The organism is Falsiroseomonas sp. E2-1-a20 (genome assembly GCF_051433195.1).
Classification (GTDB): domain Bacteria; phylum Pseudomonadota; class Alphaproteobacteria; order Acetobacterales; family Acetobacteraceae; genus Falsiroseomonas.
On sequence record NZ_JBHMFT010000015.1, the window covers coordinates 1 to 11,227 of the forward strand.

General features: G+C 68.0%; 13 protein-coding genes and 3 pseudogenes. 2 read left to right on the top strand and 14 right to left on the bottom strand.

Annotated elements, in window-relative coordinates:
• Positions 1 to 252, bottom strand: a pseudogene (locus tag ACFHPP_RS18110) (IS3 family transposase); the annotation flags it as partial.
• A gap of 151 nt (positions 253 to 403) precedes the next feature.
• On the opposite strand from ACFHPP_RS18110, the pseudogene ACFHPP_RS18115 reads away from it, so the two are divergent.
• Positions 404 to 568 (top strand): annotated as a pseudogene (locus tag ACFHPP_RS18115) (IS3 family transposase); the annotation flags it as partial.
• Positions 569 to 851: 283 nt separating this feature from the next.
• Here ACFHPP_RS18115 and ACFHPP_RS18120 read toward each other — a convergent pair.
• The 9 genes from ACFHPP_RS18120 to ACFHPP_RS18160 all read right to left on the bottom strand — a co-directional run bounded on the left by ACFHPP_RS18120 (position 852) and on the right by ACFHPP_RS18160 (position 8,725).
• Complete coding sequence (locus ACFHPP_RS18120; protein ID WP_437164641.1) at positions 852 to 1,640, bottom strand: hypothetical protein; 789 nt, start codon at positions 1,638 to 1,640, stop codon at positions 852 to 854.
• 326 nt (positions 1,641 to 1,966) lie between these two features.
• Positions 1,967 to 2,545 carry a hypothetical protein gene (locus tag ACFHPP_RS18125; RefSeq protein WP_437164642.1) on the bottom strand — a complete coding sequence of 193 codons (579 nt, stop codon included), beginning with the start codon at positions 2,543 to 2,545 and terminating at the stop codon, positions 1,967 to 1,969.
• Positions 2,473 to 2,847, bottom strand: coding sequence for a hypothetical protein (locus ACFHPP_RS18130; protein ID WP_437164643.1), 375 nt, complete (start codon positions 2,845 to 2,847; stop codon positions 2,473 to 2,475). Before ACFHPP_RS18130 ends, ACFHPP_RS18125 begins: the two co-directional genes overlap by 73 nt.
• A gap of 158 nt (positions 2,848 to 3,005) precedes the next feature.
• Positions 3,006 to 3,773 (bottom strand): MBL fold metallo-hydrolase, encoded by a 768-nt coding sequence (locus ACFHPP_RS18135; RefSeq protein WP_437164644.1) that lies wholly within the window; start codon positions 3,771 to 3,773, stop codon positions 3,006 to 3,008.
• 12 nt (positions 3,774 to 3,785) lie between these two features.
• Positions 3,786 to 4,760 (bottom strand): Bug family tripartite tricarboxylate transporter substrate binding protein, encoded by a 975-nt coding sequence (locus ACFHPP_RS18140; RefSeq protein WP_437164645.1) that lies wholly within the window; start codon positions 4,758 to 4,760, stop codon positions 3,786 to 3,788.
• Between the two features lie 34 nt (positions 4,761 to 4,794).
• A complete protein-coding gene (locus ACFHPP_RS18145) occupies positions 4,795 to 5,889 on the bottom strand; it encodes an Ldh family oxidoreductase (RefSeq protein WP_437164646.1) in 1,095 nt (364 codons plus the stop codon).
• Entirely contained in the window at positions 5,886 to 6,875 is a 990-nt protein-coding gene (locus tag ACFHPP_RS18150; protein WP_437164647.1) for a Bug family tripartite tricarboxylate transporter substrate binding protein, read from the bottom strand. Before ACFHPP_RS18150 ends, ACFHPP_RS18145 begins: the two co-directional genes overlap by 4 nt.
• Before the next feature lie 45 nt (positions 6,876 to 6,920).
• Entirely contained in the window at positions 6,921 to 7,724 is an 804-nt protein-coding gene (locus ACFHPP_RS18155; protein WP_437164648.1) for a class II aldolase/adducin family protein, read from the bottom strand.
• A 95-nt stretch (positions 7,725 to 7,819) separates the two neighbouring features.
• The gene (locus ACFHPP_RS18160; protein ID WP_437164649.1) at positions 7,820 to 8,725 is read right to left on the bottom strand and encodes a LysR family transcriptional regulator; all 906 of its coding nucleotides are present in this window, start codon (positions 8,723 to 8,725) and stop codon (positions 7,820 to 7,822) included.
• A gap of 89 nt (positions 8,726 to 8,814) precedes the next feature.
• Between ACFHPP_RS18160 and ACFHPP_RS18165 the strand changes: the two genes are divergently transcribed.
• Positions 8,815 to 9,672 carry an amidohydrolase family protein gene (locus ACFHPP_RS18165; RefSeq protein ID WP_437164650.1) on the top strand — a complete coding sequence of 286 codons (858 nt, stop codon included), beginning with the start codon at positions 8,815 to 8,817 and terminating at the stop codon, positions 9,670 to 9,672.
• Positions 9,673 to 9,724: 52 nt separating this feature from the next.
• Here ACFHPP_RS18165 and ACFHPP_RS18170 read toward each other — a convergent pair whose 3' ends face one another.
• From ACFHPP_RS18170 to ACFHPP_RS18185, 4 genes and pseudogenes are all read right to left on the bottom strand, one after another.
• Positions 9,725 to 10,252, bottom strand: a complete 528-nt coding sequence (locus tag ACFHPP_RS18170) for an IS3 family transposase (RefSeq protein ID WP_437164759.1) — start codon at positions 10,250 to 10,252, stop codon at positions 9,725 to 9,727.
• Between the two features lie 56 nt (positions 10,253 to 10,308).
• Positions 10,309 to 10,527 (bottom strand): annotated as a pseudogene (locus ACFHPP_RS18175) (IS3 family transposase); the annotation flags it as partial.
• Between the two features lie 64 nt (positions 10,528 to 10,591).
• Positions 10,592 to 10,885 (bottom strand): transposase, encoded by a 294-nt coding sequence (locus ACFHPP_RS18180; protein ID WP_437164651.1) that lies wholly within the window; start codon positions 10,883 to 10,885, stop codon positions 10,592 to 10,594.
• Positions 10,886 to 10,972: 87 nt separating this feature from the next.
• Positions 10,973 to 11,197, bottom strand: coding sequence for a helix-turn-helix domain-containing protein (locus ACFHPP_RS18185; protein ID WP_437164652.1), 225 nt, complete (start codon positions 11,195 to 11,197; stop codon positions 10,973 to 10,975).
• Between the last annotated feature and the right edge of the window lie 30 nt (positions 11,198 to 11,227).

The window sequence follows — 11,227 nt, forward strand, 5'->3', positions numbered from 1 at the left end:
CAGGGTTTGGTGCCAGCGCTCGATGTTGCCCTGGGTTTGCGGATGGCAGGGCACGCCGCGGATATGACCCATGGCGTTGTTGGCGAGCCATTCGGCGAGATCACCCGCGATGTAGCAGGGCCCGTTGTCGGACAGCAGGCGCGGTCGGTGCCGCACGCGGGCCTGGGTGCAGCCTGAGGCGGTGAGCGCCATCTCCGGCGTCGCGGTGACATCGCTGGCGGCCATGCCGGTGCAGAGCTTCCAGGCGATGACGTCCTTGGCTGGCCTGTTCCACTGCATGGTGGTGATGGAGGCCAGACCGTCTTTCCATGGGCCGGGCGTGACTGTGTCCACATCCGCTCACCTGGTGCCGCGGGAGGGTGGGTGACTAAACATCACGATGGTCGTCGGCGACAGGGACTTCCGCCGCGGACCCTGGCGCTCCCTCGACGCGGTGGAGTTCGCCACCCTCGAATGGGTGGCATGGTTCAACACGCAGCGCCTCCTCGAGCCGATCGGGAACATCTCTCCCGCCGAGGCCGAGGCGCGCTACTATGCCGCCCAGGAGAACCTGCCGCTGGCGGCGTGACCCAAGCCCAAAAGCCTCCGGCCAACCCGGGGCGGTTCAGTGCGCCGGATCGCCGTCAGCAGCGCATCGCTGGTGTCCCTGTCCAAGGCTATCAGCGCGCCGCTGATGACTGCCCGGTTGCCGAGTTGGATCAGTCGTGTGGCCAGTCGGTCCCATTGTCGCGCCCCGCGCGAGCCCGACTTCTCCCTCCTGAAAAGGCGAGCTTCTGGGAGGATGCTCGTTGAGAGTGGGCAAAGCCCCCCCTGAAGAGGGCCACCGTCCACGACCGCGCGTGGCCCGGCACTCAGGCGGTCATACCGCCCTTGCGCCAGATGCCGAAACCGCTTGCCAAGACCGCTGCCAGGGCGAGGCCCGCTGCCACCGCCGGCACCAGCTCGAGCCGGTATGACACATCCCCCACAGCGGCCATGCCGAGGTTGCCCAGCAGCACCGCGACCAGCCCCCAGCCCGCGGCCAGCAGATACCAGGGGTCGCCGCGCCCCGCCCGGAGCATCCCCGCCGCCATCCCTCCCGCAGCCAGAATGATCAGCGCGGACAGCCAAGGGTCGGGGTCCAGCCCAGAGACCTTCGCCGCACCTGCCAGGTTCACGAAGACCGCCGCTGTCACCCAGCCGGCAAAAAGTCCAAGGAACGGCCGCATCACCCAACGGGAGAACCAACCCTCGGGCAGGCGCCGTGCCTCAGGCAGGAATGCCCAGATGGCGCAGGCAACGATGGCAGCCAGGATCAGCACCAAATGGAAGCCATTGGCGGTGAATTGCGCGACGGTCATCCACAGGCAGTTCATCGCGAAAGCCAGCGCCAGTGGCAGGCGCAGTCGCATCGTCACCGGGTCGACCGCCATCGACGGTAGTGCTTGGCGCACTGCCCAGACCAGCGAAAGGGCAAAGATCGGCCCCCAGATCGAGAAAGCATAGGAGGCCGGGGTCACGCCAGTCAGGCTTGCGGCCGACATGGTCCCAATCGGTTGGCCGATTCCAAGCCACGGCAAGCTGGCCGCAATCGGCTGGCAGAAGGCCAGGATCAGCGTGGCCCAGGCCATCAGCGGCGTTACGGGATGGGTCTTGGACATGAGGTCATTCCGAGGTCAGTAGTCGGTGGGCGAGGTGAAAGATGGCGGAGGCGCCTAGCCCTGTGCAATGCGCCGCTGTCATGCAGATGCAAAGGGGTGCAGAGGCCAACATCAGCGGAGATCACAGGCACCTTCACGCACGTCCTGCCCGACCTGCCCGGATGTCCTGCTGGCGTGGCTGAGCGGAGCCAGGCGAGCGGCATTTGGCCCGCCATGCCCGACATCACCATGGAAGGTTCCGAACGGCTTCGCGCGGCGCTGTCGAATGCCGACGCGATCTAACGCGAACCGCGCTATTCACCATGTCGCGGCGGAACCCTAGGACGTCAAAATTTTCGCTTGAAGCGACAAGGGGCGGACGCAACCCGCTGAAAATCAAGGGGGGGCAGCGGATAGTGAAATGCGGGAGACATCGCCCGGGTGCCCACCACGATGGACATGTCGGCGAGGCTTTGCTGGTCGCGCCAGAGCCATTCGCGGCCAGCGGCCTCGTCTGGCAATCGACCGCCGCGCGGCAGCGCGACGTCGTCAATGCCTTCGGGGTCTTCCGCAATGGAGCGGCTGCGCCAGAAGGCCATGAAGCAGTAGCCGAGCACGTGCCGCAGATCATGCTCCTTCATCGGCTCGACCCGCACAGGCTGCCGCAAATCGGGCAACTTCGGCTTCAAGCTTCGGACACCCCGAGGGGTTTCGATCACCGCGCGCGCGTTCTCATCGCAGACAAGATGAATGTGGAAGGCGTAGCCGAGTCGGCCTGTGCGCTTCTGCCGGCAGTAGGCGGCCTCGAGATGCCCGATGATCAAGCCGTTCGTATCGGCGATCCCGGCGCGGCTCAGATGGGCGCGGAAGCGGTCGCGCAGATCTCCTGGATCAACGTTGTGCAGATCGTCTTCGAGAATGAACAACCCTGCGGCACAAGCGTCACGAAGAAGAGCCCGTCGAGGCCCTGCTTCACCTCCAGCAACTGCGCAGCGGTGCTGAGCAGCCGGATGCGCGCCACCCGCATGTAGCGAGATGATGCCAAAGTGGGCTCCTGTTCGTGGAAGTTGCCGTCGGCCAGGCGCTCCGCAAGGGCGAGATGATCAGCGCCGCCAACCCTGCGCAGGATGGTGATGCGCCGAAGATCCTCCTGTTCGGCCGCCGCGGGCGTCTCGAAGTCGGCGTGAAAGCCGGGCGGCGTCGGCGCGTGCCACGGCAACGGCGACAAACACAGGGGTCTCTGCCGGCCGTACGGCCCGACGAAAACAGCTCCAGCCACCACTTGACCGCTATAGGAGCTTCAGAGCCAGTTGGATGGCCGCGTGGTGGATGAGCCCATCCTGCGCCGCGCCCGGCGCATCCTCGCCTCGGCGCGCTGAGGCTGGGCTATTCCGGCGGCGCCAGCTCGAAGCGCGTCATCTCCTCCAGGCTGTCGCCGAACCAGGCCTTGATGCCGGCGGTCTGCCGTCCGATCGGCCGTGGCACGCCATTCTCCACCACCATCGGCAGGTCGTGGCCCGGGATCAGCAGGCAGCCCGGCCGGGTGCGGCAGATCTCCCACACCATCTCCACCGTGGCGCGGCTGATCGCGGCGTCATAGGTCATGTCGGTGCGCCGCGTGGTCAGCTCCACGCGGTTCTTCACGGCATCCTGCAACAGCACGCAGTCCTGGTCCTCGCCCTGGATGACGAAGATCAGGTGCCCCGGCGTGTGGCCAGGCGCGAGCTGCGCGGTGATGCCGGGCAGCACCGTCTCGCCCTCATCGATCAGGCGGAGCGTCGGCCAGGTGGACAGCGCCAGGATGGTGTGTTCGGGCACCGGCGTGGTGCCCCATTCCACGCCCAGCGCCCAGGCCATTTCCTTGCGCCCGATGGCGATGCGGGCGTGGCGGAACAGCGGCCAGTTCACCGCATGGTCGTGATGCGAATGGCTCAGCAGCAGGTCCGTCACATCGGCCGGTGCCACGCCGTGTTTCGCCAGCGCCTCGACCAGCGTGCGCCGCTGGCCGAAGCCGCCGCCATCCAGCACCACGACCCGGCCATGGCCGCGCAGCAGCACGATCGTGCTCCAGCCCAGGCCACCATGCTGCGTCGCCTTGCCGGGAAAGCCCGGCACGACGATGTCGACAAGCCAGCCGCCGCCCTGCCATTGCATCACTCGCCCTCCTCAATCCAGCCGCACGCCGGAGGCTTCGACCACCGGCAGCCACAGCGCCAGCTGCTGTTCCCAGAAGCGCTGGAAGTCCGCCGTCGTGCTGCCCGCCGGCTCGGCACCTGATTCCCGCAGCCGGCGCGCCAGTTCCGGCTTGGCGACGGCGGTGCGGATGGCGCCTTCCAGCCGGGCGATGGCCGGGGCCGGCGTGCCAGAGGCGGCGAAGACGCCCATGATGTTCATGATCTCGAAATCCTCGAAACCCTGCTCGATGGCGGTCGGCACATCGGGCAGCGCCGGATTGCGTTCCCGCGCCAGCACCGCCAGCGCGCGGACATTGCCCGAGCGTACATGCGGCGCCTGGGAGGCGATGCCCTCCACCAGCCAATCGACATTGCCGGCGATCAGGTCCGCATAGACCAGCCCGGCGCCGCGATAGGGCACATGCACCGCCTCCGTCCCCGTGCGGAGGTTGAACAGATGCGCGCCGAGATGGTTGATGCTGCCGGCACCGGCCGAGCCATAGGTCAGGCGGCCCGGCGCTTCCTTCATCACGCCAACCAGTTCTTGCAGCGTGTTGGCCCGCACATGCTTGCCCACGGTCAGCACCATCGGCAGCGTCGCCACCAGGGAGACGGGGGTGAAGGCGGTGCGGGGGTCCAGCCGCGGGTCGCGCATCAGCCCGGCATTCAGCACGGCGTTGGTGATGGTGAACAGCGCCATGGTGTGGCCATCCTTGGGCGCGGCCAGCAGCGCCTCCGCGCCGATGATGCCGGCCGCGCCGCCGCGATTCTCGATCAGCACGGTGCGGCCGCCGAAGGCTTCCTGCATGCCGGGTGCCAGGATGCGCCCGACGATATCGGTGGCGCCGCCAGGCGCGAAGGGCACGATGATGCGCACCGTCTGGCTGGGGAAATCCGCCTGCGCCAGGGCCGGCGCGGCCAGCCCCGCGGCGGCGAGACCACCGAAGGCGCGTCGTGTGATGTTCATTGTCATTGCCTCCCTTTTTCTTCTTATGGGCAAGTCACGGCATCAGGCACGGCACCCCGGCGCGGTCGCAGACATCGCGCAACTGTCGCGCCAGGCTCGCGGGAATCGGGATTCCCTCCGCCAGGCGCCGGGCGCGGCTGGCGACCTCCGGCTCGCCGGCCACCAGCACGGGCTTCGCCGGGTCGGCGGGCGGCGTCGCGTGCAGCACGTCGATCGCCGCGTCCAGGTCGGCCTCGAATTCGCCGTCCTCGCGGAAGCAGTCCGGATCGATCGCCATGAAGAAATGGCCGAGATTGTCGGGATCCTCCGGCCGCTGCGTGCGGTTGCGGATCGGCGAGAAGCTGGCGCCGGACAGCACGCCGCCCAGGATATGCACCATCATCGCCAGGCCGTAGCCCTTGTGGCTCGCCATGTCCGGCGTGCCGCCGAGGGGTGTCAGCCCGCCCTGATGCGTCACCCGCAGCCGGTGCCAAGCCTCCGCCGCATCGGTCACCGGTTTACCGGTCTCGTCCAGCACCCAGCCGGCGGGCAGGGGCTTGCCCTGCAGGTCGTGCACCTTGACCTTGTTGCTGGCGCAGCTGCTGGTTGCCATGTCCAGCCGGAAGGGCGGGTTGCGCCCGGCCGGCGCGGCGAAGGCAAGCGGGTTGGTGCCGAGCAGCGGAATGGAGCCCCGCGTCGGCACGACGGAGATGCTGCGCGTCGCGCTGGTGACCATGCCGACCAGCCCCTCCGCCGGGGCCAGCGCCGCGTAGTAGCCGGCGGCGCCGAAATGGTGAGAATTCCGCACCGTCACCACCCCGACGCCGGCAACCTTCGCCTTGGCCATCGCCAGCTTCATGCCGAAGACCGCGGCCGGATGGCCAAGACCCGCATCGGCATCGACCAGCGCCGTCACCGGGTTCTCCCGCATGATGCGCGGCTGCGCCTGCAGGTTCAGCCGGCCCTTGCGGCGGCTTTCGTCGTAATCCATCAGCATCGAGATGCCGTGGCTGTCGACGCCGGCGAGGTCGGTCTCGATCATCACCTCCGCCGTGATCCGCACCGTCTCCGCCGCCATCCCCCAGGCGGTGAGGATGGAGGTGATCTGCCCGCGGCAGGTCTCGGCGGGAACCAGCTGCATGCCGCTCATGTCGGCTCAAGGCCGGCGATATCGATGGCGCGGCGGGCCTTGGCCAGTTCGCCCTGCAGGAAGCGGGCGAGGTGGTCGGTGGTGAGTTCCTCCGGCGTCGGCGGCGTCACGCTGAAGGAATCGAGCCGCCCGCGAATATCCGAATCCTGCGCCGCCTCGCCGATCAGGGTCTGCATGCGGTCGAGGATCGGGGCCGGCGTGCCCACGGGCGCGAACAGCCCGACGAAGGAGGCGGCGAGGAAGTCCTTGTAGCCCGCCTCGATGAAGGTCGGCACCTCCGGCACCTGGGCCGAGCGCTGCGGGGCTGCGATGCCGAGGATGCGGCCGCGCCCATCGCGGTGCAGGTCGAGCACGCTGGACAGCTCGATCAGGATGCCATCGACATTGCCGGCGACGAAATCCGGCAGCGTGGCGCCGCCGCCGCGATAGGGCACATGCACCAGGTTGGCGCCGGTCTCCGCCTTGAACAATTCCAGAGGCAGGTGGTTGGCGCCGCCGATGCCCGAGGTGCCGATCGTCACGCCCGCAGGCCGCGACTTCGAGAAGGTCACAAGCTCCGGCAGCGTGCGGACCGGCAGGGACGGGTTGACGATGATCACCATCGGCACCTGACCGAACATGGCGACGAAGGTGAGTTCCGTGATCGGGTCGAAGCGCTTGTTCGCCATCAGCAGCGGGCTGTTGACGATGGAGCCGGGGCTGCCGATGAGGAAGCTGTAGCCATCGGCGCGGGACCGGATGACGGCCTCCGTCCCGATCGCACCGGCCGCGCCGCTGCGGTTTTCCACCACGATGGGCTGGCCGAGCTTCGGCCCGATATGCGCGGCGTAAAGGCGCGCCAGCACGTCGGTGTTGCCGCCGGCGGCGAAGGGCACGACGAAGCGGACCGGCCGGTCCGGCCAGCTGCCCTGCGCCCGGACCGCGCTCATCGCGGGCAGGGAAGCGGTGGCGCCCAGCAGCAGGCGTCGCCCGATGATCGGGTTCATATGCATCTCCTCCCGTGAATCCGCTCTGCGGCGGATTGCAGAAACTCAGATCGCGTAGGGCGGGTAGCCGGAATTGCCCTGCTCGGCGTCCAGCCGCCGCAGCATGGCGTGCCATTCCAGCACGCCGTAGGGGCGGCGCGCGCCAGGCTGGTACAGATGCGCGGTCTTGGCCAGCGTTGCCTCGTCCGGCACCAGCAGGTCGGTGCGCGAATTCATCGCATCCACCTGGGCGCGGCAGGACATCTCCAGCTGGTACATGGTGTTGAAGGCCTGCGGCAGCGTCGCGCCGCAGGTCAGCAGCCCATGGTTGCGGAACACCAGCGCATCATGCGGGCCGAGGTCGGCGACGATGCGCTCGCGCTCGGACAGGTCCACCGCCGGGCCTTCGTAGTCGTGGTAGCCGAGGTGGCCGACGAAGCGGATGGAGGTCTGGCTGAGCGGCAGCAGCCCGCACTTCATCGCCGCCACCGCCATGCCGGCGCGGGTATGGGTGTGGATCACCGCCGCCACATCCGGCCGCGCCTTGTGGATGGCGCCGTGGATCACGTAGCCGGATTTGTTGATGCCGTAGTCGGTATCCGGCTTCCACAGGATATTGCCCTCGACATCGATCTTCACGAGCGAGGTCGCCGTGATCTCCTTGTACAGCAGCCCGTACAGGTTGATCAGCAGATGCTCCGTGCCGGGAATGCGGAGCGTGATGTGATTGTAGATAAGGTCCGTCATGCCGTAGGCGTCGATCAGCCGGTAGCAGGCGGCCAGGTCGCAGCGCGCCTGCCATTCGGTGGCGCTCACCTCGTCCCGGATCGAGGGCCAGTTGGTGTCATAGCGAGGGGCGGCGATGTCCATGCCCGGGTTTCCTCATCCGCGTTTGCCTGGCGCAAATGGTCCTCCAGCCCGATGCCCGCGTCCAATAGTAAGCCTTGCGCGGGGTATTGATCACATCAATGGCCGGCCGGCAGCAGGCCCTCGGTCCGCAGCACGTTCCGCAGATGCGCCACGAAGCGCGCCAGCACGGTGGAATCCGGCGTGCCGCGGGGGCGGATCAGCACCGTCTCGAAGGCGGCCGGCGGGTCCAGCGGGCGCGCCACCAGGCCGGGGAAATCCAGGCTTCGCAGCATCAACGGCTCGACCAGCGCGATGCCGGCACCGTGCTGGGCCAGCATGATGCCTGTCAGAGAGACGGTGACCTGCGCCACGATGCGCGGCGAGATGCCGGCCTCCGCCAGCGCCTTGTCCACATGGAAGCGGAACAGGTTCTGCGGCAGGTAGGTGATGATGGGCTGGTCGGCCAGCGCCGCCAGGGGAATGCACTCCAGCCGTGCCAGGGGGTGTTCCGCGGGCAGCACGGCGGCCAGCGCGCTGCGGAGCAGCAGCTCGGTATCCACCTCCGTGCTGCCGACCGGTTCATGCACCACGCCCAGCTCCACCTCCCGGCTCGCCACCCGGTCCACCACCTGCGGGCTGGTCAGCGATTGCAGCGCCACGCGCATGCCGGGCCGGCCGGTCAGGAAGCTCGCCACCGCGCGGGCCATGTAGCCATTGGCGATCGGGAAGGCCGCGGCGACGGACAGCGTGCCCAGCCGCCCGCCCGCCAGGTCCTGCGTCAGCCGCTGCACCGCGGCCAGGCGGCTGAACACCGCGTCGATGTCCGGCAGCAGCGCCTGCGCCTCCGGCGTCGGCTGCAGCCGGCCGCCGATGCGGTTGAACAGGCGGAAGCGCAGCTGCGCCTCCAGATGCTTCAGCACGGTGCTGACGGAAGGCTGCGTCACATTCAGCAGCCGCGCGGCGCCGGTGACGGTGCCGGTCCGCATGATGGCGTGGAACACCTCGAACTGCCGCAGATTCATGGGCGGGAGGCTAGGGCATAAAGCCGGTTGATGGAAACCACCGCGATCCGTATCTGGACGCCGCCCGCCGCCACGGTAAGCCTGTGCGCATGAGCACCCGATCCCTGCCGGCAGGCGCCTGCGACTGCCACACCCATGTCTTCGAGGAAGGCCATGTCCTCGACCCCGCCCGCAGCTATACGCCGGGGGTGATGACCGCCGCCGGGCTGCGCGCCCACCTGGATGGGCTGGGGCTGGACCGCGTGGTCCTGGTGCAGCCCAGCACCTACGGAACCGACAATGCGGGCATGGAACGCGCCCTGGCCGAACTCGGCCCCACCCGCGCCCGCGGCATCGCGGTGATTGACGCCGCGACGGAAGATGCCACCCTGCACCGGCTGCGCGCGGCTGGTGTGCGCGGCGTGCGGATCAACCTGCACACCGCCGGGCGTGCCGATCCCGGCGCGGCGCGCGCCATGCTGGCGGAAGCCGCGGCACGGGTGGCGCCGCTCGGCTGGCATGTGCAGGTCTATACGGAACTGCCGGTGATCGCGGCGCTGGCCGAGGACATCGCGGCCCTGCCCTGCGGCGTGGTGGTGGACCATTTCGGCCGGGCGCAGGGTGCCGGCGGGACCGGCCAGCCGGGCTTCGCGGCGCTGCTCGACCTGCTGCGGCAGGGCTGCGCGCATGTGAAGCTCTCCGCCGCGCATCGCCTGTCCACGGCGCCGGACCTGGCCGACATGGCGCCGATCGCCCGCGCCCTGGTCGCGGCCAATCCGGCGCGGGTTGTCTGGGCCTCCGACTTCCCGCATTCCGGCGTGCGGCCGGGCCTGGCGCCGGATGCGGTGCACCCCTTCCTGGCGGTGGATGATGCGCGCGCGCTGGCCCGGCTGGCCGATTGGGCCGGGGCTGCGGCGACGCTGCACCGCATCCTGGTTGAGAACCCGGCGGGTCTCTACGGATTTTGAGTCAGACCACCGTGTGCGCCTGGAGTGAACCCCTGCGGCTGGACACCCTGGGTCAGAAGTAGGCCACGTGCCGGACCAATTGGTATTCGAACTCGTCGGGTGATCGGTAGCCGAGCGCCGAGTGAAGGCGCCTGGCGTTGTAGACCTCCTCGATGAACCGCGGCAAACGCGCCGCTACGTCCTGGAACGTCTCGTAGCCGCTTATGTAGACCTCCTCGACCTTGAGCGTCTTCATGAAGCTCTCGGCCTGCGCGTTGTGGTACGGGTTGCCGACGGAATTCATCGAGCCTCGGAGCCCAGCGTCCGCCAGGGCCCGGCGGTACGCCTCACTCGCGTACTGACACCCGCGGTCGGTGTGGAAGATGCATCCAGCAGGAGGATGGCCGGTCTCTGCTGCCGATCGCAAGGCAGCCAGCGCCAGGCTGGTGTCGATGGTGCGCGAGATGGCGTAGCCGACCACCTTGCGGCTACACGCGTCCGGGATGACAGCCAGGTAGCAAAATCCCGAAGCGATACGAATGTAGGTGAAGTCGCCGACCCACACCTGGTTCGGCTGTGTGGGAATGACGTTGCGGTACAGGTTGGGGAGACCGGATCGTCATGCTTGCTGTCAGTGGTGCGAACATGGCGCCGCCGCGGCTTGATCCCCATGCCCTTTGCCCGCATCACACGAGCGATGCGCTTGTGGTTGACCACATGGCCACGGCGCCGGAGTTCACGCGTCACTCTGCGGTAGCCGTACCCGGGGAGCTCATCTTGGATGGTGCCGGTGAGCTCCTCCAACTCGTTGTCCGCCAGTGCGGCAGCGCCTGCCTGAGCCCGATAGTAGTAGCTGCTGCGCGGTAACTCGATCACTTGGCACCCCCTTCGGATGGAGCAGGCCTGGGGCCGGTGATGATCGATGATGTTTCGTTGTCGCTCACGAGGCGCAGGCGCGGCGTTTTTTTGCCAGGTCCAGCTCCATGGTGAGCTGACCGACCTTGCGCTCCAGCGCGGCGATCCTTGCCTCGTACTCGGCAACGATAGAGGCCTCTGCCTCCTCGCTGCTGAGCTCTCCACGGTCGTACTGGGTCAGCCAGAGCTGAAGCAGACTGGTTGACAGGTTGTGGTGCCTGGCCGCATCGCGGCGGCCGATGGCGCCGCTGCGGATGTCCTGGCACAGCTGAAGCCTGAACTGCGGCGAATGACGCCGGTAGGGGCCTCGGGACGACATGACCTTCGCCTGATTAAAGGTCCGGCCAGCGTATCAGTTCCAGAGTGCCAAGTGGTCCAGCCGCAGGGGTTCACTCCGAAAACCGGGTCAGTTCTCAGCGGCAATCAACATTTCGGCCTTCGGCGTCAGGCGCATCATCCCGCGACGTCTCTCCAGGAGATCATCCCGGAAGAGATGGCGGCAGCGTTGAAGCGCCGCGGAGGTCGCAGGCTGCGAAAGCCCTACGCGATCGCCGGAGCGGCCGACATGCCCTTCGTCGAGAAGCGCGTCCAGAACGACCAGGAGGTTGAGATCGACCGCTCGTAAATTCATGAAGCGGATAATGGGATAGTTCGATAATTG